Raw genomic sequence first — 23442 nt, forward strand, 5'->3', positions numbered from 1 at the left:
GGTTTTATACAGTTATTGACCGTAGTAAGCTTTAGCGCCGTGTTTGCGCAGGTAGTGTTTATCCAGCAACGTTTGCTGCATGGCGGGCAGGCGCGGATCGAGCTGGCGACAGAAGATGCCCATATACGCCACTTCTTCCAGCACAATCGCGTTATGCACCGCGTCATCGGCGTTTTTCCCCCAGGCGAAAGGCCCGTGAGAATGCACCAGCACACCGGGCATTTGGGCGGGATCAATACCCTGTTTTTCAAAGGTTTCGACAATCACATTGCCGGTTTCCCACTCGTATTCCCCGTTGATTTCGTCATCGGTCATCTTACGGGTGCAGGGGATCTCGCCGTAAAAATAGTCCGCGTGCGTGGTGCCGGTTGCCGGAATCGGCTGGCCAGCCTGCGCCCAGATGGTGGCATGGCGGGAATGGGTATGCACGATGCCGCCAATGCCAGGAAAAGCCTGGTATAACAGGCGGTGCGTTGGGGTATCCGACGACGGTTTTTTGTTGCCTTCAACCACTTCTCCGGTGGTGATATTGACGACCACCATATCGTCGGCGGTCATCACGCTGTAATCGACGCCAGACGGTTTGATCACCAGCACGCCGCGCGCGCGATCAACCGCGCTGACATTCCCCCAGGTCAGCGTCACCAGATTGTGTTTCGGCAGCGCGAGGTTGGCTTCCAGCACCTGACGTTTAAGATCTTCGAGCATTTCTTTCTCCTGCTATTGCCGGATGGCGCTACGCTTATCCGGCCTACGGGATCTTCCATTGCCGGATGGCGCTAATGTTTATCCGGCCAGGGAAACCCGCAGGCCCGGTAAACGAAGTGCCACCGGGCGCGAGCATCAGGGATTAGCGTTTTGCACCGTAATAGACTTCGTTCCAGCGCAGCGCATCTTTAAACGCTGGCAGACGAGTATCGTTGTCGATGACCGTCAGTTCGATGTCATGCAGCTCGCTGAACTGGCGCATATCGTCCAGCGTCAGGGCGTGGCTAAAGACGGTGTGGTGCGCGCCGCCCGCCAGGATCCAGGCTTCGGAAGCGGTCGGCAGATCCGGCTGCGCTTTCCACAGCGCATTCGCCACCGGCAGTTTCGGCAGATCGTGCGGGGTTTTGACCGCATCGACGCAGTTCACCAGCAGGCGGAAGCGATCGCCCAGATCGATCAGGCTGGCATTGATCGCCGGTCCTGTTTTGGTCGAGAAGATCAGGCGTGCCGGATCGGCTTTGCCGCCGATACCCAGGTACTGCACATCCAGCGTCGGTTTCTCATCGAGGGCGATAGACGGGCACACTTCCAGCATGTGAGAACCCAGCACCAGGTCGTTGCCTTTCTCAAAGTGGTAGGTGTAATCCTCCATAAAGGAGGTGCCACCGCTTAAACCGCCGGACATCACTTTCATGATGCGCAGCAGCGCGGCGGTCTTCCAGTCGCCTTCACCGGCAAAGCCATAGCCTTGCTGCATCAAACGCTGCACCGCCAGACCCGGCAGTTGTTTCAGGCCGTGCAGATCTTCGAAGGTGGTGGTAAAGGCATGGAAACCGCCCTCCTCAAGGAAGCGTTTCATCCCCAGTTCGATGCGCGCGGCATCCAGCACGTTCTGGCGTTTGTCGCCGTGAACCTGTGCCGCAGGTGTCAGGCGGTAGCTGCTTTCGTATTCATCAACCAGCGCATTGATATCGCCGTCGCTGACCGCGTTCACCACCTGCACCAGATCGCCGACGCCCCAGGTATTCACCGAGAAGCCAAACTTAATCTGCGCGGCGACTTTATCGCCGTCCGTCACCGCCACTTCACGCATGTTGTCGCCAAAGCGCACCACTTTCAGATGGCGGGTATCCTGTTTGGAAACCGCCTGACGCATCCACGCGCCAATACGCACATGGGCATGGCGATCCTGCCAGTGGCCGGTGACCACGCTGTGTTGCAGACGCATGCGCGCGCCGATAAAGCCGAACTCGCGGCCGCCGTGCGCGGTCTGGTTCAGGTTCATAAAGTCCATATCGATGCTGTCCCACGGCAGGGACGCGTTGAACTGGGTGTGGAATTGCAGCAGCGGTTTATTGAGGATGGTCAGGCCGTTAATCCACATTTTGGCCGGAGAGAAGGTGTGCAGCCACACCACCATTCCGGCGCATTTGTCATCGTAGTTGGCGTCGCGGCAGATTGCGGTGATCTCATCCGGCGAGGTTCCCAGCGGCTTCAGCACCAGCTTACAGGGCAGTTTCGCTTCCGCATTAAGGGCGTTGACCACCTGCTCGGCATGCTTTGTCACCTGTTTCAGGGCTTCCGGGCCGTACAGGTGCTGGCTGCCAATAACGAACCATACTTCATAATTGTCGAAAATAGTCATGATCTTGTCCTTAATGAGTTAACGCGGCCTGCGAGGTTGTCGCGGCGGAAGGGAGATAGTGCTGTTCGGCGCTTTTCGCCCACTGTTGGTAGCGGCGGTAGAGCCGTTCAAACTGTGGCGCCTGCGCCGAAGGCTGTAGGGTTTTCTCAATGGCGCTGGCCATCGAGCGCTGTGCTGCCGGGATATCCGCATGCACCTCTGCCGCTACGGCGGCGAAAATCGCGGCACCCAGCGCGCAGCACTGTTCAGAGGCCACGACCTGCAATGGGCGGTTAAGTACGTCGCAGCAGGCCTGCATCACGCCGAGGTTTTTGCGGGCAATACCGCCGAGCGCCATCACGTTATCCACGGCGATGCCCTGCTCGGTGAAGCACTCCATAATGGCGCGCGCGCCAAAGGCGGTGGCGGCGATCAGGCCGCCGAACAGCGCGGGCGCATCGGTCGCCAGATTAAGATCGGTGATCACCCCTTTCAGACGCTGGTTGGCGTTGGGTGTGCGACGGCCGTTAAACCAGTCGAGCACGACCGGCAGATGTTCGAGTGACGGGTTTTTAACCCAGGCGTCAGTCAGGGCCGGCAGCAACTGTTTCTGCTGCGCTTTAATTTGTGCTTTCAGTTCCGGATGCTGCTGCGCCAGTTGGTCCAGCGGCCAGCCGAGGACGCGGCCAAACCAGGCATAGATATCGCCAAAAGCGGATTGCCCGGCTTCAAGGCCGATAAAATCGGGCACTACGCTGCCATCCACCTGACCGCAAATCCCTTTCACCGCGCGAGTGCCGACGCTCTGCTTGTCGGCGATCAGGATGTCGCAGGTCGAGGTGCCAATCACTTTCACCAGCGTGTTGGGCTGTGCGCCCGCGCCGACGGCGCCCATATGGCAGTCGAATGCGCCGCCCGAAATCACCACGGATTCGGAAAGTCCCAGGCGCTGCGCCCATTCGGCGGTCAGCGTGCCGACCGGCAGGTCCGCAGTGTAGGTGTCGGTAAACAGCGGCCAGCGCAGGTGTTTATTGATAATTGGATCCAGCTCGTCAAAGAAGGCTGCCGGTGGCAGGCCGCCCCAGCTTTCATGCCACAGCGATTTGTGCCCGGCGCTGCAACGTCCGCGACGAATCGCCTGCGGGCGCGTCGTTCCGGAGAGCAGGGCTGGCACCCAGTCGCACAGTTCAATCCAGGAAACGGCCGCCTGAGCAACGACACTGTCGGCGCGGGTGACATGCAGGATTTTGGCCCAGAACCATTCGCTGGAATAAATGCCGCCAATGTAGCGTGAGTAGTCAGTTTTACCGGCGCTATGGCACAGGCGGGTGATGGCTTCTGCCTCTTCGACGGCGGTGTGATCTTTCCACAGCACAAACATGGCGTTCGGGTTGTCGGCGAACTCCGGGCGTAACGCCAGCACGCGCCCTTCCGCGTCTATTGGCGCTGGCGTTGAGCCGGTACTGTCCACGCCGATGCCTTTAATCGCTGCGCGCTGTTCGACGCTGAGTTCAGCCAGCACGCTTTTTAGTGCGGCTTCCATCGACTCGATGTAGTCGCGCGGATGGTGGCGGAACTGATTGTTCGGCGCATCGCAATAACGCCCCTCCTGCCAGCGCGGATACCACTCAACGCTGGTGGCGATCTCCGCCCCGGATGTACAGTCTACCGCCAGCGCACGTACTGAATCGCTGCCGAAATCGAGGCCAATTGTGATTGCCATGTGTGTTGCTCCATGAAAAATAACCGTTAGGAAAACCATAGTGAGCGGCGCTTAAAACCGTCAGGCAGGATTCGCTAATCTTATGGATAAAAATGCTATGGCAATGCAAAGTGTGACGCCGTGCAAAAATTCGATGTGGACATTTCTGCCACCTTTATAGACACTTTCGTTATCCCTTTTCAGCCTGTTTCAGGGCGAAAAAGAGGCGTAATTGCTTTTGTCTGGCGGGATTAATCCGTACCAGTGTACAGCGCCTCAGGGCGGCGGGCCGCCACAGGATGAGGGGTTTATCAATATGGACAATTGGTTTCCTTACCGGGTATGGGAGTATTGCGTTTATGGCTGAATCACAAAACGATCCACTGTTGCCTGGGTATTCGTTTAACGCGCATCTGGTTGCGGGTTTAACGCCGATTGATTCGGAAGGCTATCTCGACTTTTTCATCGATCGGCCGCTGGGGATGAAGGGCTATATCCTCAACCTGACGGTGAAGGGAGAAGGAGTGGTAAAAAACGGCGGTAAGCAGTTTATCTGCCGCCCTGGCGATATTTTGCTGTTTCCGCCGGGGGAAATTCACCACTACGGTCGTCATCCTGATGCGTCGGAGTGGTATCACCAGTGGGTTTACTTCCGCCCGCGCGCCTACTGGCACGAGTGGCTTAACTGGCCGACGTTGTTTTCCCAGACGGGATTTTACCGTCCTGATGACGGCAATATGCACTATTTTCGTGAACTTTTTGCGCAAATTATCGATGCCGGGCAAAGCGGCGGGCGTTACGCTGAACTGCTGGCGATCAATCTGCTGGAACAGCTATTGCTGCGGCGCATGGAGGCGATCAACGAATCGTTGCATCCACCGCTGGATAACCGCGTGCGCGACGCTTGCCAGTACATCAGCGATCATCTGGCGGACAACCATTTTGATATCGCCAGCGTAGCGCAACATGTTTGTCTGTCACCGTCGCGGCTGTCGCACCTTTTTCGTCAACAATTGGGCGTGAGTGTGCTGAGCTGGCGCGAGGATCAGCGCATTAGCCAGGCAAAATTGCTGCTTAGCACCACGCGGATGCCGATAGCCAGCGTTGGGCGCAATGTAGGCTTTGACGATCAGCTCTATTTTTCCCGGGTATTTAAAAAATGCACCGGCGCCAGTCCCAGCGAATTTCGCGCGGGGTGCGAATAAAACGTAAAGTTTGGCAATAAAAGGGTCGGCATTGCGACATAACCTGTAAAACTTTCAGATAATTGAAAGGTTGACGCTCACGGAGTCGCTCCGGAGAATCCAGCCTTCATACTGAACAGGATGGGTTATGGAAGCACTGCTGGAACATTTTATTACGCAATCGGCAACATACTCGCTGGCGGCCATTGCGCTGGTGGCATTTTTTGAGTCGCTGGCGCTGGTCGGGTTGATTCTGCCCGGAACGGTGATGATGGCCGGGCTGGGCGCGCTGATTGGCAGCGGCGAAGTCAATTTCTGGCAGGCGTGGCTGGCGGGCATTATCGGCTGCCTGCTGGGCGACTGGATCTCGTTCTGGCTGGGCTGGCGCTTTAAAGCGCCGCTGCACCGCTGGTCCTTTATGAAAAAGAACAAAGCGCTGCTGGATAAGACCGAGCACGCGTTGCATCAACACAGTATGTTTACCATTCTGGTGGGGCGTTTTGTCGGGCCAACCCGTCCGCTGGTGCCGATGGTTGCAGGAATGCTCGATCTGCCGGTACGCAAATTCCTGCCGCCGAACATTATCGGCTGCCTGCTCTGGCCGCCGTTCTATTTCCTGCCCGGTATTCTGGCCGGCGCGGCGATTGATATTCCTGCCGATATGCAAAGCGGCAACTTCAAATGGCTGCTGCTGCTGACCGCCGTGCTGTTGTGGCTGGCGTGCTGGCTGTGCTGGCGTCTGTGGCGTTCCGGCAAGGCGGGCGTGGATAAGTTAACCCGTTACCTGCCGCGTCCGCGTTTGCTGTTGCTGGCACCGGGAATGCTGGTGGCGGGCGCGGCTGCTGCGGTGGCGCTGACGAATCACCCGTTGATGCCAATGTATCTCTCAATTCTGGGGAAAGTGATCCGCGGTCACTGACCGCGAATACCCAGCAGCGCAGAGGCCGGTGATTTGCCGCTCAGCAGGTCATCCGTTTTCCCATCCCAGGCAATGCGCCCATCGGCAACCACCAGCGAGCGTTCAGCGATGCGCGCCGCATCCTCAACGCTGTGCGAAACCATCAACAATGTCAGTTGCTGGCGGCGGCACACCTCCTGCACCAGCGACAACATCTCCTGGCGCAGCGCCGGGTCGAGCGCGGAGAACGGCTCATCCAGCAGTAGCACCGGCTGCTCGCGCACCAGGCAGCGGGCGAGGGCGACACGTTGGCGCTGGCCGCCGGACAACTGTTCCGGCAGGCGATCCAGTAATGCTTCCAGCCCCATAGTCTCGGCGATCTGGCGCAGCGTTTGCTGCTGTTCGCTGTTTAACTTCAGCCCAGGATTAAGCCCCAGCCCAATGTTCTGCCGCACCGTGAGATGCGTGAACAGGTTGTTCTCCTGAAACAGCATGGATACCGGGCGCTGCGACGGCGGCGTGTGGGTATGATCGTTGCCTGCAATGGTTAATGTGCCGCTCGCCGGGGTAAGAAAACCGGCAATCAGATTCAGCAAGGTGCTTTTCCCCGCGCCGCTCGGCCCGAGAATGGCTATCTGCTCGCCCGTTTTCACCGTCAGGGTGAAACGCATCGGCAGATGCTGATAAAGCCAGGTGACATCAATTAGTCTTAGCATGGCGACCCGGAAGTTTTTCAATCACAGTGAATAAGATAAAGCAGAGCAGCAGCAGGATCAGCGCCGTTACCGCACCGTCCTGGCTGCGATAGGAACCAATTTGCTGATAAAGATAAAACGGTAGCGTGCGGAAGTCGTCATTACCAAACAGCGCCACCACACCGAAATCGCCAATCGACAATACACAGGCGAAGGCCAGCGCCTGCGCCAGCGGGCGTTGCAGCGCGCGCAATTCTACTACCCGCAGGCGGCGGAAGCCCTGCATGCCGAGCGACTGGCACAGCATGCTGTAGCGGGCGGTAATGTCGCGCATCGGGTTTTCCAGCACTTTTAATGCATAAGGGATGGCCATCAGCGCATTGGTGAAAATCACGATGCCGTCAGCGGAAGCGGGCAACCCGATACTGTTATTGAGCAGCAGAAAGAAGCCGGTTGCCAGCACAATCCCCGGCATCGCAAGGATCAACATACCGCTCAGTTCCAGCGCCTGGCCAGCCATTGTTTGCTGGCGGGCGCGCAGCTCGCGGCTGCTCCACAGCAGCATCATCGTCAACACGACACACAGCAACCCGGCGGCCAGTGCGATGCGCAGCGAGGTGGCTGTTGCCTGCCAGAGAACCGGTTCGCTCAGCACTTTCAGAAGACTCAAATTGAGGCCATCAACGATCACCGCCAGCAGCGGCGGTAGCAGCAACAGCAGTGCCAGCACAATCAGGGCGATATCGGTTATTCGGCTGAATAAGCGATCTTCCGGATTGCGCCAGCCTTGGATCTGGTGGCTGCCGACGGCAATGGCTTTACTCATGCGCTGGCTTAATAGCACCAGGCCGAGGCAGCAGATCATCTGCATCAGCGCCAGCAGCGCGGCGCGGGCCGGATCAAAATCGAAACTCAGCGCCTGATAGATCGCCAGCTCAATGGTGGTGGCCTGCGGTCCGCCGCCCAGCGACAGCACCGTAGCGAAGCTGGCGAAACAGAGCATAAAGATCAGCGCTGCGGTTGGTGGAATCTGGCGGCGCAGCCACGGCCATTCGACAAAGCGGAAAAACGCCCAGCCGCGCATGCCTAACTGCGCGGCAAGCTGGCGCTGTTCGCCGGGGATCTGCTCCAGCGCTTGCAGCAGCAACCGCGCCGCCATCGGCAGGTTAAAAAACACATGCGCCAGCAAGATGCCTTGCAGGCCATAGGGTGAGAAATGCCACTCCAGCCCCAAAATATGCCAGAGCGAGGCCAGCCAGCCCTGGCGGCCATACACGCTGAGAATACCGAATACCGCCACCAGCACTGGCAGAATCAGCGTCATAGCGCACAGACGCAGCAGCGCAAGGCGGCCAGGAAAACGCCGTCGGTACAGGGCGCGAGCGAGGAAAATCGCCGGAAAAACGGAGAGCAGGGCAGAGAGAAAGGCCTGCCAGAAGGAGAAACGCACCACATGCCACAGATAGCTGTCGTGCCAGAAGGCCGACAGATCGGTGAGCGGTGCGTTTTGCCACAGCGCCAGAAAGGCGGCCAGCGCCACCGCCACCATCAGCGCGGCGGCGGTGAGGCCGGGAAGCAGCCAGCCGGCAATCAGCGGCTGACGGCGCGTTGCCATGCATTAATCCATGATGCGCGTTGAGCGGCGACTTCTTGCGGCGTGAATTCAAACGAGGTTTGCGGTTTTTGCAGCGTATCAAACCCGGCCGGTAGCGGTACGTTGCTGACCGGGTACATCCAGTTGCCGGTGGCGATGGTGTTCTGGAATGCCGGAGACACCATAAATTTCAAAAATTTTTCTGCCAGCTCCGGCTGCTTGCTGGCGGCAGTGCGGGCGGCAACTTCAACCTGCAAGTAATGCCCTTCGCTGAAATTCGCCGCGGCGTAGTTGTCTTTTTTCTCTTCGATCAGATGGTAGGCGGGTGAGGTGGTGTAGCTCAGCACCAGATCGCTTTCCCCTTTCAGGAACAGACCGTAGGCTTCGCTCCAGCCTTTGGTGACCGTCACCGTTTTGGCTGCCAGCTTCTGCCAGGCGTCCGGCGCTTTGTCGCCGTACACTTTTTGCATCCACAGCAGCAGACCAAGGCCCGGCGTACTGGTGCGGGGATCTTCGTAAATCACGCGCCATTTCTGATCGCTTTCCACCAGTTCTTTCAGGCTTTTCGGCGGGTTTTTCAGTTTGTTTTTATCGTAAACGAAGGCGAACCAGCCGTAGTCGAACGGCACAAAGGTGTCGTTTTTCCAGCCGCCAGGCACGTTGACGGCATCCGTCGCCACGCCACTTTTGGCGAACAGTTTGGTTTGCGATGCCGCTTCCAGCAGATTGTTATCCAGCCCAAGCACCACATCCGCTTTGCTGTTTTTCCCTTCCATACGCAGACGGTTGAGCAGCGAGACGCCATCTTCCAGCGCCACAAATTTCAGCTCGCAGTTGCAGTCGTTTTCAAAGGCTTTTTTCACTGCCGGGCCGGGGCCCCAGTCAGCGGAGAAGGAGTCATAGGTGTAGACGGTGAGTACAGGTTTGGCAAAAACGGGAGCGGCAACCAACAGCAGTAATGACAATGATTTTTTTAACACTTTGCACCTCAAAAAATGGGTGGCAAAGGATTTTGAGAGGCAGCCTCAAATCCCTTCGCCGGCGTTATCCGGATCAGGTTCGACGGGTATTTTCTCAGCACACGCCATTGGCGCAGCACCCCGTTGAGAACGCCGCTATTGTAATGATTTGGTAAAAAATGCGAAAGCGTTATGGATCGGGCGGCGCATACCAGGCCGATTTAAAGTCAAACCAGCCCAGCGTATTCATGCGCAGCCCGCGCATACTGCGTTGCCCCTGGATCCTTAGCCAGTGGTGGATTAACGGCACCATCGCTTTACTGGCCAGCAACTGCTGAGACCAGGCGGCGAGGTTCATCTTTCCAGCGCGCCACTCGGTGGCGGCGGCTTGCCAGTCGATTGGAATACAGTGCTGCAACAACGGCACTTCATACAGGTTGGCAAAGACCGAGAAGTTGAGCGGCAGGGTAAAGTTGGCGCTGTTAAGCCACAGATCGCTGGCCGCTTCACCCCGGTGCCACTCGGCGTACTCCACCCTTTGTACGTGAAGTTTTACCCCCTGTTCTGCCAGTAAATCACTCATGATGCGTGAGAGCGCCTCGTGCTCGTTGTGTTCGCGGTAGAAGGTGAGCGTCAACGATTCCAGCCCGGCAGGCTTCTCGCCGACGCCGGGACGGGCATGATGCCAGCGCGGCAGCAGGCCGTAGGCCGGGAACCAGTAACGTTGATAACGTTCGTCGGCATGCCATAACAGGCTGGCGGGGGAGAGGATCTGGCTTACCCACTCTCTGACCGCCGGGCTGGCGCCGCGGCTGGATCGCGCGTCAAACAGCAGATAGTAGCAGCCCTCTTCCAGGCGGCTTTCGACCGCTTTTTCATCGCCGGTCGGCCCTTCCAGCGTCAGCCCGCAGGTTGGGTCGTCGCTGAGATCCGGCAGCATCCAGACATTCACTTCATCAATCAGGGCGCGGAAGCCGAAATAGTCATCAAAGGCGTGAATCTTCAATTGGTTATTGGTATTGCGCACCACGGCATACGGGCCGGTGCCAATCGGCTGGCTGGCGAAATGGGGCTGGGCGTTCCACTCCTGCGGCAGGATCATGGAGGGTACATGCCCCATCAGCCAGGGGAGCCAGTTATCCGGCTGCCAGAGATGAATATCCAGCGTCCAGGGGGTTGGAGAGACGACCTCGCGGATATGCGAATAGAGCGGCAGGGCGGTCGCCCGTTGCAGGGAAGCAATCACATCGTTCATTTCCAGCTCGCGGCCGTTATGAAAGTGGATGCCTGGGCGTAAATAAAAACGCCAGTGTAAAGGGGAAATCGCCTTCCAGTGATGAGCGATATCCGCTTCCAGTTCCCCATTTTCCTCATTTATGCGCGTCAACGCGCTGAAGATTTGCCGCGCCATATGGGTTTCGGAGCGTCGCAACGGCGTGCCCGGCAGCAGATTGCGCAGCGGACGATAATAGAGCACGCGCAGAATATGCCGCCCCTGGCGAAAGGTTCGTCCAAGATGGGAGACCAGCATCTGGCGGACCGCTTCTTTATCGCCCACCAGTTGCACCAACTGATCGATACGATCCTGCTCCAGCAGATCCTCCGCCCGCTGCTGCTGGAGCGCCAGCCCGGTATAGAGGAACGTCAGGCGCGAACGCTTGCCGCGCCCCGCTTCTGCGTCCCATGTCAGCCAGCCGCGCTCCTGCATGGTATTCAGCAGCGTGCGCATGTGACGGCGCGAGCAACTGAGCAGCTCGGCCAACTCATTGAGCGTGGTTTCTTGAGATTTTCCGTCGCAGCATTGCCACAAACGGATGAACTGCTGTTGCAGGCGGCCAGAGGACATAAAAGGGGAACTCCTGATAAAAACTCAGCAATTTATTTATCCCTATATTAAGCCAATACTTCTCTTCGATGAAAGCGAGGAGGTGATATGCAGAGATCATCCATACGACGGTTTTATCTGGCTTATTTTCGCGCCACGCAGGATGTGTGCTGGCTCGCCCGTCAGAGTGCAGGGCAGCGCCTGAAAATGCTGGAAGAACTGATGCAGTGGGAAGTGACAACGCCGATCTCGAAGGACTGAATCGCGGCCATCATGTGTGACTGAGTATTAGGCGCAAATCCGCCTACGCCAGCAAAATATTTTTTGCTGGCTTTTTTCGTTTATGATTTCAGCGGTTTTTGCCGCTTTTGAAAAGGAAACGTTCATGCTCTGGTTAATGACGATGGGACGCCGTCTCAATGGTGTGTACGTCGCTTTTATGATCGTTGCGTTTATGATGGGGGTTGCCGGCGCGGTGCAGGCGCCGACGCTGAGCCTGTTCCTCAGCCGTGAAGTGGGTGCGCAGCCTTTCTGGATCGGGCTGTTTTATACCGTCAACGCGGTAGCCGGGATCCTGGTCAGCCTGTGGCTGGCAAAACGCTCCGATAACCAGGGCGATCGTCGCAAGCTGATCCTCTTTTGCTGCCTGATGGCGGTGGGCAACGCGCTGTTGTTTGCCTTCAACCGTCACTATCTGACGCTTATCACCTGCGGCGTGCTGCTGGCCTCGCTCGCCAATACCGCGATGCCGCAGCTCTTTGCGCTGGCGCGCGAATATGCCGACAGCTCCGCGCGGGAAGTGGTGATGTTCAGTTCGGTGATGCGTGCGCAGCTCTCGCTGGCGTGGGTGATTGGCCCGCCGCTGGCGTTTATGTTGGCGCTCAATTATGGCTTTACCGCGATGTTCACCATTGCCGCCGGGCTCTTTGTAATAAGTTTGGTGATGATCGCATTCTGGCTGCCTTCGGTGCCGCGCATGGCGCAGCCCACTGTCGCAGTGACGGAAGTGAGCGGCTGGGGTGATAAGAACGTACGCATGCTGTTTATCGCCTCAACGCTGATGTGGACCTGCAATACCATGTACATCATCGACATGCCGCTGTGGATTAGCCAGGAGCTGGGGCTGCCGGATAAACTCGCCGGGATCCTGATGGGCACTGCGGCTGGTCTGGAGATCCCGGCGATGATCCTGGCCGGGTATTTTGTTAAACATCTGGGCAAGCGGCGGATGATGTTGACAGCCGTTGCTGCGGGTGTGGTGTTTTATCTGGGGCTGATCTTCTTCCATAGCCAGACGGCGCTGCTGGTGCTGCAACTGTTCAACGCGATCTTTATTGGTATCGTCGCCGGTATCGGCATGCTGTGGTTTCAGGATTTAATGCCGGGGCGTGCCGGTTCGGCGACAACACTTTTTACCAACAGTATTTCAACCGGGGTGATTCTTGCCGGGGTGATCCAGGGCGCGCTGGCGCAGAGTTTTAGTCACGGGGCGGTGTACGTGGGGATTGCGGTGATTTCCGTGGCGGCACTGCTGCTGACCAGCCGCGTGAAGGATGTGTGAGTTTTGTTTGCCTGGCCTGCGTCCGGAATTGTCGCGCCAGTTTGTTTGCCGGGTGGCGGCTTTGCCTTACCCGGCCTACAAAGCCGCATGCAGGATAGTTTGCCGGGTGGCGGCTTTGCCTTANCCGGCCTACAAAGCCGCATGCAGGATAGTTTGCCGGGTGGCGGCTTTGCCTTACCCGGCCTACAAAGCCGCATGCAGGATAGTTTGCCGGGTGGCGGCTTTGCCTTACCCGGCCTACAAAGCCGCATGCAGGATAGTTTGCCGGGTGGCGGCTTCGCCTTACCCGGCCTACAAACCCCATTCAGGATCGTAGGCCGGATAAGCGTTAGCGCCATCCGGCAAGCAGTTTGCTTCTGTTAGTCCATAAACGCCGGTTGCTTGCTTTCGTAAGCGGCAATCGCGTCTTCATGCTGAAGCGTCAGGCCAATGCTGTCCAGACCGTTCAGCATGCAGTGACGGCGGAAGGCATCAATGTTAAAGCTGTAGGATTTCCCGCCCGCTTTTACCACCTGCGCTTCCAGATCCACCTCAAAGGTCGTGCCCGGGTTGTTCTGCACCAGCGTGAACAGCGCATCAACATCCTCTTCGCTCAGCGTCACCGGCAACAACTGGTTGTTAAAGCTGTTGCCATAGAAGATATCGGCGAAGCTCGGCGCAATCACCACTTTGAAGCCGTAATCGGTCAGCGCCCACGGCGCATGCTCGCGTGAGGAACCGCAGCCAAAGTTTTCGCGCGCCAGCAAAATGGAGGCGCCTTTGTATTGCGGAAAGTTCAGCACGAACTCCGGGTTCGGCTGCTCGCCTTTATCATCGAGGAAGCGCCAGTCATTAAACAGATGGGCGCCAAAACCGGTACGCGTAACCTTCTGCAGGAACTGTTTCGGGATAATAGCGTCCGTATCGACGTTGGCGGCATCCAGCGGAACAACCAGGCCGGTGTGTTGGGTAAATTTCTCTGCCATGGTGAGCTCCTTACAGGCTACGAATATCGGCGAAATGGCCGGTTACTGCCGCAGCAGCAGCCATTGCCGGGCTGACCAGATGCGTGCGTCCGCCGCGGCCCTGACGGCCTTCAAAGTTGCGGTTACTGGTGGAAGCGCAACGTTCGCCGGGGTTCAGGCGGTCGTTGTTCATTGCCAGGCACATAGAGCAGCCAGGCAAACGCCATTCGAAACCGGCTTCGATAAAGATCTTATCCAGTCCTTCCGCTTCCGCCTGCGCTTTCACCGGGCCAGAGCCAGGTACCACCAGCGCCTGTACGCCTGGCGCGACTTTACGGCCTTTCGCGATCTCGGCTGCGGCGCGTAAATCTTCGATACGCGAGTTTGTGCAGGAGCCGATAAAGACTTTATCAATTGCCACTTCAGTCAGTGGAATACCCGGTTTCAGGCCCATGTAAGCCAGCGCTTTTTCCGCAGAGGCGCGCTCAACCGGATCGGCGAACGATGCCGGATCGGGGATGTTATCCGTCACCGAAATCACCTGCCCTGGGTTGGTGCCCCAGGTCACCTGCGGCGCGATCTCTTCTGCCTGCAAGGTTACAACGGTGTCGAAAGTTGCCCCTTCGTCGGTGTGCAGGGTTTTCCAGTAAGCAACGGCCTCATCAAAATCTTTGCCTTTCGGCGCATGCAGACGGCCTTTCACGTAGTTAAAGGTGGTCTCGTCCGGTGCAACAAGACCGGCTTTCGCGCCCATCTCAATGGCCATGTTGCACAGCGTCATGCGGCCTTCCATGCTCAGCGCACGAATTGCATCACCGCAGAATTCCACCACATGACCCGTACCGCCTGCGCTACCGGTTTTGCCGATGATCGCTAACACGATATCTTTGGCGGTGATCCCCGGTGCCGCAGTGCCTTTCACTTCGATCTTCATGGTTTTGGCGCGGCCCTGTTTCAGGGTCTGCGTTGCCAGCACATGTTCAACTTCCGACGTGCCGATACCGAAGGCCAGCGCACCAAACGCGCCGTGGGTTGCGGTGTGCGAGTCGCCACAAACAATGGTCATGCCCGGCAGGGTAATGCCTTGTTCTGGCCCCATCACGTGGACAATCCCCTGGTACGGGTGATTCAGGTCATACAGCTCAACGCCGAATTCGTTGCAGTTTTTGATCAGTTCCTGCATCTGGATACGCGCCATTTCGCCGGAGGCGTTAATGTCTTTGGTCTGCGTGGAGACGTTATGATCCATGGTGGCGAAGGTTTTACCCGGCTGGCGCACCGGACGTTTGTGCGCGCGCAGGCCGTCAAATGCCTGCGGCGAGGTCACTTCATGCACCAGATGGCGATCGATATACAGCAATGGGGTTTCGTTTGGCGCTTCATACACAACGTGCGCATCAAACAATTTTTCGTACAAACTCTTAGCCATGATTACACCCCTTCGGCGACATAACGGGCAATGATGTCGCCCATTTCATCGGTACTGACAGCCGCGGCGCCACGGGCTAAATCACCGGTACGCACGCCTTCTTCTAATGCACGGTTGATTGCGCTTTCGATCGCGGAAGCCGCTTCACCCGCGTCCAGGCTGTAGCGCAACAGCAGCGCCAGCGACAGGATCTGCGCAATCGGGTTCGCAATATTTTTACCGGCGATATCCGGGGCTGAGCCACCCGCCGGTTCGTACAGACCAAAACCCTGTTCGTTCAGGCTTGCTGAAGGCAGCATCCCCATCGAACCGGTGATCATCGCACACTCATCGGAAAGGATGTCGCCGAACAGGTTGGAGCACAGCAGCACGTCAAACTGGGAAGGATCTTTAATCAGCTGCATGGTAGCGTTGTCGATATACATATGCGCCAGTTCAACATCCTGATATTCGCTGGCGATTTCGTTAACGATTTCGCGCCACAGCAGAGAGGTTTGCAGAACGTTGGCTTTATCAATCGAGTGCACTTTTTTACGGCGTTTACGCGCCGATTCAAACGCAATACGCGCGATACGCTCGATTTCAAAACGGTGATACACCTCGGTATCGAAGGCTTTCTCGTGCTGGCCGCTGCCTTCACGACCTTTCGGCTGGCCGAAGTAGATGCCGCCAGTCAGTTCACGCACGCACAGAATATCAAAGCCGTTAGCGGAGATATCTTCACGCAGCGGGCAGAAAGCTTCCAGCCCCTGGTACAGTTTGGCCGGGCGCAGGTTGCTGAATAATTTGAAGTGCTTACGCAGCGGCAGCAGCGCACCGCGTTCCGGTTGCTGTGCTGGCGGCAGGTTTTCCCATTTTGGGCCGCCGACGGAGCCGAACAGAATGGCATCGGCCTGCTCGCAGCCTTCAACGGTTGCCTGCGGCAACGGGTTGCCATGACGATCGATGGCGATGCCGCCTACGTCATAATGGCTGGTGGTAATGTGCATGCCAAAACGGCTACGCACGGCTTCCAGTACTTTCAGGGCTTGTGCCATGACTTCCGGGCCGATACCGTCGCCCGGTAACACAGCAATATGATAATTCTTCGACATCACACGGTTTCCTTGTTGTTTTCTTTGTTCTGCGCTTTGCGTTGCAGCTCTTTTTCGACTTCGGCGGCGCGCCAGATATTGTTCAGCACATGCACCATGGCTTTGGCTGAGGACTCAACGATATCGGTCGCCAGACCGACACCGTGGAAGCGGCGGCCATTGTAATTGGCGACGATATCAACCTGCCCCAGCGCATCTTTGCCGTGACCTTTGGCGCTGAGACCATATTTCACCAGCTCGATGTCGTACTCGGTGACGCGGTTAATGGCCTGGTAGATGGCATCAACCGGGCCGTTACCGTTGGCGGCTTCGGTTTTGATTTCATCACCGCAGGCCAGCTTGATGGAGGCGGTTGCGATGTCGTTGGAGCCGGACTGCACGCTGAAGTAGTCCAGGCGGAAATGTTCTGGCTCTTCTTGTTGTTTGTTAATGAACGCCAGCGCTTCCAGGTCGTAATCGAAGACCTGGCCTTTTTTATCCGCCAGTTTCAGGAACGCTTCGTACAGGTTATCCAGGTTGTAATCGGCTTCCTGGTAACCCATCTCTTCCATCCGGTGTTTCACCGCCGCACGGCCGGAACGGGAAGTCAGGTTTAACTGCACCTGATTCAGGCCAATGGATTCCGGAGTCATGATTTCGTAGTTTTCGCGGTTTTTCAGCACGCCATCCTGGTGAATACCGGAGGAGTGGGCGAAAGCGCCGGTACCGACAATCGCTTTGTTCGCCGGAATCGGCATATTGCAGATCTGGCTGACGGTCTGGCTGGTGCGCCAGATTTCATTGTGATTGATGCGGGTGTGCACGTTCATAATGTCTTTGCGCACCTTAATCGCCATGATCACCTCTTCCAGCGAGCAGTTACCGGCACGTTCGCCGATACCGTTCATCGCACCTTCAACCTGGCGCGCACCGGCGTGTACCGCTGCGATGGCGTTGCCAACGGCCAGGCCTAAATCATCATGGGTATGTACGGAGATAATGGCTTTATCGATGTTCGGTACGCGGTCATACAAGCCGGTGATGATATTGGCGAATTCAAATGGCATGGTGTAGCCGACGGTATCCGGGATGTTGATGGTTTTCGCCCCGGCGTTGATGGCGGCTTCGACCACTCGTGCCAGATCATCGATTGGCGTGCGGCCCGCATCTTCGCAAGAGAACTCTACGTCATCAGTATAGTTACGTGCGCGTTTGACCATGTAAATTGCACGTTCAATCACTTCATCCAGCGTACTGCGCAGCTTGGTGGCGATATGCATCGGCGAGGTGGCGATAAACGTATGGATGCGGAACGCTTCAGCGATTTTCAGAGATTCTGCGGCGACATCAATATCTTTTTCAACACAGCGGGCGAGGGCGCAAACGCGGCTGTTTTTCACCTGGCGCGCGATGGTTTGTACGGATTCAAAATCACCCGGGGACGAAACCGGAAAGCCGACTTCCATCACATCGACGCCCATACGTTCCAGCGCCAGGGCGATTTGCAGCTTCTCTTTCACGCTCAGGCTCGCCTGTAACGCCTGTTCACCATCACGTAATGTGGTATCGAAAATAACGACTTGCTGGCTCATGGTTTAGGTCCTTGTTATCTGAGGTCGCCTCGCTACGAGCATAAAAAAACCCGCGCCAAGGCGCGGGTTTTCTGTCTTAACTGGCAGACAATTCAGCTCTGAATGTCGTCCACCGGTCTACCGCGCACAAGAGATGCGTTTAGTAGTAGTAGACCAGCGAAACCGACGTTGCGAATCATGAATCAAGCTCCAGGAAAAACGATATGCTTTTAGTGGTACTGGATACGCCTGTTAAAGTCAACCCCTGCTCCTGAAAACCATCCTCAGAACAGGTGGATTGTATGGCTGCTTTTCAGTTAATTATCCTGTACCGTAGAATGAAATGCGTATTTCGTGCGAATCACTATTAAGTATTTTTTAGTGGACGATCACTAATTTAAAGATAAATTTACAGAACAACCCTTTTACGCTTTGCGTTATGGAATGGATGCCTGTTATCTTTATCATCAGATGAGTTGCGGAATGTTTGATAAAGTAAAAATATATTAATTCTCTACTGATTGTCTCATTATTTATCGGCGCAATTATCCTTGAAAAAAATATAAAAAGGGAGCTTTAAATATTCCTAATTTTTCACGCTATGCTTCTAATAATGCTATATGCATGATAAATCATCTTCCTGAATATTATTATTACACAGTTAAGGGAGTTTTATCATGACGACGGATTGCAATGTTCCAGGGGAAACTATTGATAATCATCAGATTGTCGATGTGGACAAACCACAGTTGCGTTCAGTAGATCTTAATTTGCTTACCGTTTTTGATGCGGTGATGCAGGAACAAAACATTACCCGTGCGGCGCACGCGCTGGGAATGTCACAACCCGCAGTGAGTAATGCCGTTGCGCGGCTAAAAGTCATGTTTAACGACGAGCTCTTTGTCCGCTACGGCCGTGGGATTCAACCCACTGCGCGTTCATATCAACTGTTTGGCTCAATCCGTCAGGCATTGCAGTTGGTACAAAATGAGTTGCCCGGCTCGGGATTTGATCCACTGAGCAGTGAGCGTGTATTTAATCTTTGTGTATGCAGCCCGCTGGATAATCTCTTAACGTCAATTATTTACAATAGCGTTGAAAAGGCTGCACCTAATATTAATCTGGTGTTTAAAGCCGATCTTAATCACAGTACTGAGCATCAATTGCGTTACCAGGAAATTGAATTTGTGATCGGCTACGAAGAGTTTCGTCGTCCGGAATTCTCTTGCGTTCCATTATTTAAAGACGAAATGGTACTGGTGACCAGTAAAGAACATCCGCGCATTGCGAATCTTGTTACGGAAGCCGATGTATTCAATGAACAACATGCAGTGGTCTCGCTGGATCGTTATGCTTCCTTTAGCCAGCCCTGGTATGATTCGGCGGAAAAAAAGAGCCGTATTGCCTATCAGGGGATGGCAGTCACCAGCGTATTAAACATTGTCGCGCAAACGCATTTGGTGACGATTGCACCGCGTTGGTTGGTTGAACGATTTGCTCATGGTTTGCCATTGCAGGTATTGCCTTTGCCGCTGGCGCTTAATACACGCACTTGTTATCTCTCGTGGCATGAAGCGGCAGGCCGCGATAAAGGCCATCAGTGGATGGAAGAGTTACTGACCTCGGTTTGTACGCTGTAATGCGCTCGCAGAATAGACCGGGCTTGTTTAGTCGGTTTATTCTGCTTAATCCTGCATGGGTAGTATTTTATTTCAATTTCGGTTGGCAGCGACTTCCCGCTTCGTGCTAAAAATGCATGATTTTCTGTACAACCTGCTATTTGGATGATGAATGGTCATCGTCTTTCCTTATCACAGATGTTTTCACCAAATCTGCTGCTCTCGCGTTGTTTTTCCTCTTTTGTACTCCGTTGACGTCGGTGGTTTGCTAATTGCCTGCCAGATTTTGAGCGGTTATGGTAACTGCCATTCATAATCAGAAAGCAGGGTTTCCTGCCCTGAACAAAGCGACAGCGTGGAAATGAGTTCCGCCGTCAGTCGATAAATATAAGCCTGGAGGCAAAGCATGGAGATGTTGTCTGGAGCCGAGATGGTCGTCCGATCGCTTATCGATCAAGGCGTAAAGAAAGTATTCGGCTACCCCGGAGGCGCAGTCCTGGATATCTACGATGCCCTGCATACTGTTGGCGGTATTGAACATGTGTTGGTACGTCATGAACAGGCGGCGGTGCATATGGCCGATGGGCTGGCGCGGGCAACGGGTGAGGTTGGGGTGGTACTGGTCACGTCTGGCCCGGGAGCGACGAATGCCATCACGGGTATCGCCACCGCTTATATGGATTCCATCCCGCTGGTGGTGCTTTCCGGGCAGGTTGCGACGTCGCTGATTGGCTATGACGCGTTTCAGGAGTGCGACATGGTCGGGATTTCCCGTCCGGTGGTGAAGCACAGTTTCCTGGTCAAACAAACCGAAGATATTCCCGGCGTATTAAAGAAAGCGTTCTGGCTGGCTGCTAGTGGGCGTCCGGGACCGGTGGTGGTGGATCTGCCGAAAGATATTATGAACCCGGCCAACAAGCTGCCCTATTTCTGGCCGGAATCGGTCAGCATGCGATCTTATAACCCGACGACGCAGGGGCACAAAGGGCAAATCAAGCGCGCCTTGCAAACACTGGTGTCGGCGCAGAGGCCGGTGGTCTACGTTGGCGGCGGTGCTATCAACTCAGCGTGCGAAACTCAGTTGCGCCAGTTGGCTGAAAAACTGAATTTGCCCGTGGTCTCCTCCTTAATGGGGCTGGGCGCGTTTCCGGCGTCGCATCGACAGGCGCTGGGCATGCTGGGCATGCACGGCACGTATGAAGCCAATATGACGATGCACCATTCCGATGTCATTTTCGCGGTTGGCGTGCGTTTTGACGATCGCACCACCAATAACCTGGCGAAGTACTGTCCGGATGCGACGGTCCTGCATATCGATATCGACCCCACTTCCATTTCCAAGACCGTACAGGCGGATGTGCCCATTGTCGGCGATGCGCGGCTGGTTCTGGAACAAATGCTCGAGCTGCTGGAGCAGGAAGAGCAGCCGCAGCCGCTGGATGAGATCCGTGACTGGTGGTTGCGTATTGATCAGTGGCGCGCGCGTCAGTGCCTGAAATATGACACCCTGAGTGAAAAGATCAAACCGCAAGCAGTGATTGAAGCTATCTGGCGTTTGACGAATGGCGATGCTTACGTTACTTCCGATGTTGGCCAGCATCAAATGTTTGCCGCGCTTTACTACCGTTTTGATAAACCGCGCCGCTGGATCAACTCCGGCGGGTTGGGCACGATGGGTTTTGGCTTACCTGCTGCGCTCGGCGTGAAGATGGCGCTGCCCGAGGAGACGGTTATCTGCGTGACCGGCGATGGCAGTATCCAGATGAATATTCAGGAACTCTCTACGGCCTTGCAGTATGAGCTGCCGGTGCTGGTATTGAACCTCAATAACCGCTATCTGGGGATGGTGAAGCAGTGGCAGGACATGATTTATTCCGGCCGCCATTCACAATCTTATATGGAGTCGTTGCCTGATTTTGCGCGCCTGGCAGAAGCTTACGGCCATGTGGGAATTCGTATTACGCGTCCTGATGAGCTGGAGGCGAAGCTGGCGGAAGCACTGGAGCAGGTGAAAAACAATCGCCTGGTGTTTGTTGACGTTACCGTTGACGGTAGTGAACACGTTTATCCGATGCAGATCCGCGGCGGCGGCATGGATGAGATGTGGTTAAGCAAAACGGAGAGAACCTGATTATGCGCCGGATACTGTCTGTATTACTGGAAAATGAATCAGGCGCGTTATCGCGCGTGATTGGCCTGTTCTCTCAGCGCGGTTACAACATAGAAAGCCTGACCGTCGCGCCGACTGACGATCCCACCTTATCGCGGATGACGATCCAGACTGTCGGCGATCAAAAAGTTCTGGAGCAGATCGAAAAGCAACTGCACAAGCTGGTCGATGTGTTACGCGTGAACGAGCTGGGGCAGGGGGCATATGTTGAGCGTGAAATCATGCTGGTGAAGATTCAGGCCAGCGGCTACGGTCGTGAAGAGGTGAAACGCAACGCCGAGATCTTCCGCGGACAGATCATTGACGTCACGCCGTCGATTTACACGGTTCAGCTCGCGGGCACCAGTGACAAGCTGGATGCGTTTTTAGCCACCATTCGTGATGTGGCTAAAATTGTTGAAGTTGCGCGCTCCGGCGTGGTGGGGTTGTCGCGCGGTGATAAAATCATGCGCTGAATAGATTAACCTTCCATATTTACAGGCCCGGTGTTCTACGCCGGGCTTTTTTTTGCGAAATCCGCCGGAACCAGACACGAAAGCGGTTGCCGGAGTGAGTATTCTGCGCTTAGATGTTAAGGGTTTTAACCTATATCCCTAAAAAGGTTATGGAGTACATTAATTTAAGGGGCAATTGTGAAACTGGATGAAATCGCCCGGCTAGCCGGCGTCTCACGAACCACGGCCAGCTACGTCATCAATGGTAAGGCGAAGCAGTATCGTGTCAGCGACAAAACCGTTGAGAAAGTGATGGCGGTTGTTCGTGAGCATAACTACCACCCAAATGCGGTGGCGGCTGGCCTGCGCGCAGGACGCACTCGTTCGATTGGGCTGGTGATCCCCGATCTTGAAAACACAAGCTACACCCGTATAGCCAACTATCTGGAGCGCCAGGCGCGTCAGCGCGGTTACCAATTGTTGATCGCCTGCTCGGAAGATCAACCCGATAATGAAATGCGCTGTATCGAGCACCTGTTGCAGCGGCAGGTGGACGCTATTATTGTCTCCACCTCACTGCCGCCAGAGCATCCGTTCTATCAGCGCTGGGCCAATGATTCTTTCCCGATTGTTGCGCTGGATCGCGCGCTGGATCGTGAACACTTCACCAGCGTTGTTGGCGCCGATCAAGATGATTCGGAAATGCTGGCCGCAGAGCTGCGTAAGTTTCCGGCGGAACGCGTGCTTTATCTTGGAGCGTTACCGGAGCTGTCTGTCAGTTTCTTGCGCGAGCAAGGCTTCCGCACGGCGTGGAAAGACGATCCGCGTGAAGTGCAGTATCTCTATGCTAATAGCTACGAGCGTGAAGCCGCCGCTCAGCTATTTGATAAATGGCTGGAAACCAACCCGATGCCGCAGGCGATGTTTATAACCTCGTTTGCACTACTGCAGGGAGTGCTTGACGTTACATTACGTCGCGACGGTAAATTGCCGTCGGATCTGGCGATCGCGACGTTTGGCGATCACGAACTGCTCGATTTCCTGCAATGCCCAGTTTTGGCGGTGGCGCAGCGTCATCGCGATGTTGCGGAGCGGGTGCTGGAAATTGTGCTGGCAAGCCTCGACGAACCGCGTAAGCCGAAAGCGGGTCTTAGCCGTATCCGGCGTAATCTCTATCGTCGCGGGATATTAAGTCGCGTATAAGTTCAGATAAAGGCAGCGCCAGCTGCCTTTTTTGTTTGTTACCTTACCTTTAATCAAATTATTACTCGTTGGCCCCTAAGATAAATCCTTAATTTTTAAACGGGCGTGATGAGTTAATTCTAATTGCTTCTTTAAATCGGGTTTTAAAAGGATATTTTTAAAGCAGTAATTATGCTTTCTGTCTTAAATTGTTACATCTCAGAAAAATGTTACCTTTCTTCTACAGCATCCATTATCGGCGTAGGGCTA

General features: G+C 55.6%; 20 protein-coding genes and 1 riboswitch. Of the genes, 8 read left to right on the forward strand and 12 right to left on the reverse strand.

Features of this window, described 5'->3' with window-relative positions; genetic code table 11:
• Window positions 1–12: 12 nt before the first annotated feature.
• The 3 genes from araD to araB form a co-directional block, all read right to left on the reverse strand.
• Complete coding sequence (gene araD, locus C0557_RS02885; protein ID WP_074774944.1) at window positions 13–708, reverse strand: L-ribulose-5-phosphate 4-epimerase; 696 nt, start codon at window positions 706–708, stop codon at window positions 13–15.
• Between the two features lie 142 nt (window positions 709–850).
• Window positions 851–2353, reverse strand: a complete 1503-nt coding sequence (araA, locus tag C0557_RS02890) for an L-arabinose isomerase (protein ID WP_208657430.1) — start codon at window positions 2351–2353, stop codon at window positions 851–853.
• Between the two features lie 10 nt (window positions 2354–2363).
• The gene (gene araB / locus C0557_RS02895) at window positions 2364–4055 is read right to left on the reverse strand and encodes a ribulokinase (RefSeq protein WP_208657431.1); all 1692 of its coding nucleotides are present in this window, start codon (window positions 4053–4055) and stop codon (window positions 2364–2366) included.
• 338 nt (window positions 4056–4393) lie between these two features.
• Between araB and araC the strand changes: the two genes are divergently transcribed.
• Complete coding sequence (araC, locus tag C0557_RS02900) at window positions 4394–5239, forward strand: arabinose operon transcriptional regulator AraC (RefSeq protein ID WP_208657432.1); 846 nt, start codon at window positions 4394–4396, stop codon at window positions 5237–5239.
• A gap of 127 nt (window positions 5240–5366) precedes the next feature.
• On the forward strand, window positions 5367–6137 hold the full coding sequence (locus tag C0557_RS02905) for a DedA family protein (protein ID WP_208657433.1): 771 nt from the start codon (window positions 5367–5369) through the stop codon (window positions 6135–6137).
• Here the strand turns inward: C0557_RS02905 and thiQ are convergent.
• From thiQ to sgrR, 4 genes are all read right to left on the reverse strand, one after another.
• Window positions 6131–6832 carry a thiamine ABC transporter ATP-binding protein ThiQ gene (gene thiQ, locus C0557_RS02910; RefSeq protein WP_208657434.1) on the reverse strand — a complete coding sequence of 234 codons (702 nt, stop codon included), beginning with the start codon at window positions 6830–6832 and terminating at the stop codon, window positions 6131–6133. The genes C0557_RS02905 and thiQ overlap by 7 nt on opposite strands.
• On the reverse strand, window positions 6816–8426 hold the full coding sequence (thiP, locus tag C0557_RS02915) for a thiamine/thiamine pyrophosphate ABC transporter permease ThiP (RefSeq protein ID WP_208657435.1): 1611 nt from the start codon (window positions 8424–8426) through the stop codon (window positions 6816–6818). Before thiP ends, thiQ begins: the two co-directional genes overlap by 17 nt.
• A complete protein-coding gene (gene thiB, locus C0557_RS02920; protein WP_208657436.1) occupies window positions 8402–9385 on the reverse strand; it encodes a thiamine ABC transporter substrate binding subunit in 984 nt (327 codons plus the stop codon). Before thiB ends, thiP begins: the two co-directional genes overlap by 25 nt.
• 32 nt (window positions 9386–9417) lie before the next feature.
• A riboswitch (TPP riboswitch) is annotated at window positions 9418–9518 on the reverse strand.
• 36 nt (window positions 9519–9554) lie between these two features.
• A complete protein-coding gene (gene sgrR / locus C0557_RS02925; protein WP_208657437.1) occupies window positions 9555–11210 on the reverse strand; it encodes an HTH-type transcriptional regulator SgrR in 1656 nt (551 codons plus the stop codon).
• An 87-nt stretch (window positions 11211–11297) separates the two neighbouring features.
• Between sgrR and sgrT the strand changes: the two genes are divergently transcribed.
• Both sgrT and C0557_RS02935 read left to right on the forward strand, forming a co-directional pair.
• The gene (gene sgrT / locus C0557_RS02930; RefSeq protein ID WP_007373128.1) at window positions 11298–11450 is read left to right on the forward strand and encodes a glucose uptake inhibitor SgrT; all 153 of its coding nucleotides are present in this window, start codon (window positions 11298–11300) and stop codon (window positions 11448–11450) included.
• Window positions 11451–11574: 124 nt separating this feature from the next.
• Window positions 11575–12750 (forward strand): sugar efflux transporter, encoded by a 1176-nt coding sequence (locus tag C0557_RS02935; RefSeq protein WP_208657438.1) that lies wholly within the window; start codon window positions 11575–11577, stop codon window positions 12748–12750.
• A gap of 359 nt (window positions 12751–13109) precedes the next feature.
• On the opposite strand, the gene leuD is transcribed toward C0557_RS02935, so the two are convergent.
• The 5 genes from leuD to leuL all read right to left on the reverse strand — a co-directional run bounded on the left by leuD (window position 13110) and on the right by leuL (window position 17967).
• Window positions 13110–13715: a 3-isopropylmalate dehydratase small subunit gene (gene leuD, locus C0557_RS02940; protein WP_074774973.1), complete on the reverse strand. Its 606-nt coding sequence runs from the start codon at window positions 13713–13715 to the stop codon at window positions 13110–13112.
• 10 nt (window positions 13716–13725) lie between these two features.
• Window positions 13726–15123 carry a 3-isopropylmalate dehydratase large subunit gene (leuC, locus tag C0557_RS02945; RefSeq protein ID WP_208657439.1) on the reverse strand — a complete coding sequence of 466 codons (1398 nt, stop codon included), beginning with the start codon at window positions 15121–15123 and terminating at the stop codon, window positions 13726–13728.
• 2 nt (window positions 15124–15125) lie between these two features.
• The gene (gene leuB / locus C0557_RS02950) at window positions 15126–16217 is read right to left on the reverse strand and encodes a 3-isopropylmalate dehydrogenase (protein WP_208657440.1); all 1092 of its coding nucleotides are present in this window, start codon (window positions 16215–16217) and stop codon (window positions 15126–15128) included.
• Complete coding sequence (gene leuA, locus C0557_RS02955) at window positions 16217–17788, reverse strand: 2-isopropylmalate synthase (RefSeq protein WP_208657441.1); 1572 nt, start codon at window positions 17786–17788, stop codon at window positions 16217–16219. Before leuA ends, leuB begins: the two co-directional genes overlap by 1 nt.
• 92 nt (window positions 17789–17880) lie before the next feature.
• A complete protein-coding gene (gene leuL / locus C0557_RS27610) occupies window positions 17881–17967 on the reverse strand; it encodes a leu operon leader peptide (RefSeq protein WP_107146878.1) in 87 nt (28 codons plus the stop codon).
• 477 nt (window positions 17968–18444) lie between these two features.
• Between leuL and leuO the strand changes: the two genes are divergently transcribed.
• The 4 genes from leuO (at window position 18445) to cra (ending at window position 23193) form a co-directional block, all read left to right on the forward strand.
• A complete protein-coding gene (gene leuO / locus C0557_RS02965) occupies window positions 18445–19407 on the forward strand; it encodes a transcriptional regulator LeuO (RefSeq protein WP_074774980.1) in 963 nt (320 codons plus the stop codon).
• A gap of 385 nt (window positions 19408–19792) precedes the next feature.
• Window positions 19793–21517, forward strand: coding sequence for an acetolactate synthase 3 large subunit (gene ilvI, locus C0557_RS02970; protein ID WP_208657442.1), 1725 nt, complete (start codon window positions 19793–19795; stop codon window positions 21515–21517).
• Between the two features lie 2 nt (window positions 21518–21519).
• Window positions 21520–22011, forward strand: coding sequence for an acetolactate synthase small subunit (gene ilvN / locus C0557_RS02975; RefSeq protein ID WP_007373137.1), 492 nt, complete (start codon window positions 21520–21522; stop codon window positions 22009–22011).
• Window positions 22012–22188: 177 nt separating this feature from the next.
• Window positions 22189–23193, forward strand: coding sequence for a catabolite repressor/activator (cra, locus tag C0557_RS02980; protein ID WP_043955019.1), 1005 nt, complete (start codon window positions 22189–22191; stop codon window positions 23191–23193).
• The last annotated feature ends 249 nt before the right edge of the window (window positions 23194–23442 follow it).

The organism is Kosakonia sp. MUSA4 (assembly GCF_013085925.1).
Classification (GTDB): domain Bacteria; phylum Pseudomonadota; class Gammaproteobacteria; order Enterobacterales; family Enterobacteriaceae; genus Kosakonia; species Kosakonia sacchari_B.

Bases quoted from the DNA above. Each gene is read 5' to 3' on its own strand.
- araD (WP_074774944.1), bottom strand. From the start codon at position 708: ATGCTCGAAGATCTTAAACGTCAGGTGCTGGAAGCCAACCTCGCGCTG.
- araA (WP_208657430.1), bottom strand. From the start codon at position 2,353: ATGACTATTTTCGACAATTATGAAGTATGGTTCGTTATTGGCAGCCAG.
- araB (WP_208657431.1), bottom strand. From the start codon at position 4,055: ATGGCAATCACAATTGGCCTCGATTTCGGCAGCGATTCAGTACGTGCG.
- araC (WP_208657432.1), top strand. From the start codon at position 4,394: ATGGCTGAATCACAAAACGATCCACTGTTGCCTGGGTATTCGTTTAAC.
- C0557_RS02905 (WP_208657433.1), top strand. From the start codon at position 5,367: ATGGAAGCACTGCTGGAACATTTTATTACGCAATCGGCAACATACTCG.
- thiQ (WP_208657434.1), bottom strand. From the start codon at position 6,832: ATGCTAAGACTAATTGATGTCACCTGGCTTTATCAGCATCTGCCGATG.
- thiP (WP_208657435.1), bottom strand. From the start codon at position 8,426: ATGGCAACGCGCCGTCAGCCGCTGATTGCCGGCTGGCTGCTTCCCGGC.
- sgrR (WP_208657437.1), bottom strand. From the start codon at position 11,210: ATGTCCTCTGGCCGCCTGCAACAGCAGTTCATCCGTTTGTGGCAATGC.
- sgrT (WP_007373128.1), top strand. From the start codon at position 11,298: ATGCAGAGATCATCCATACGACGGTTTTATCTGGCTTATTTTCGCGCC.
- C0557_RS02935 (WP_208657438.1), top strand. From the start codon at position 11,575: ATGCTCTGGTTAATGACGATGGGACGCCGTCTCAATGGTGTGTACGTC.
- leuD (WP_074774973.1), bottom strand. From the start codon at position 13,715: ATGGCAGAGAAATTTACCCAACACACCGGCCTGGTTGTTCCGCTGGAT.
- leuC (WP_208657439.1), bottom strand. From the start codon at position 15,123: ATGGCTAAGAGTTTGTACGAAAAATTGTTTGATGCGCACGTTGTGTAT.
- leuB (WP_208657440.1), bottom strand. From the start codon at position 16,217: ATGTCGAAGAATTATCATATTGCTGTGTTACCGGGCGACGGTATCGGC.
- leuA (WP_208657441.1), bottom strand. From the start codon at position 17,788: ATGAGCCAGCAAGTCGTTATTTTCGATACCACATTACGTGATGGTGAA.
- leuL (WP_107146878.1), bottom strand. From the start codon at position 17,967: ATGATTCGCAACGTCGGTTTCGCTGGTCTACTACTACTAAACGCATCT.
- leuO (WP_074774980.1), top strand. From the start codon at position 18,445: ATGACGACGGATTGCAATGTTCCAGGGGAAACTATTGATAATCATCAG.
- ilvI (WP_208657442.1), top strand. From the start codon at position 19,793: ATGGAGATGTTGTCTGGAGCCGAGATGGTCGTCCGATCGCTTATCGAT.
- ilvN (WP_007373137.1), top strand. From the start codon at position 21,520: ATGCGCCGGATACTGTCTGTATTACTGGAAAATGAATCAGGCGCGTTA.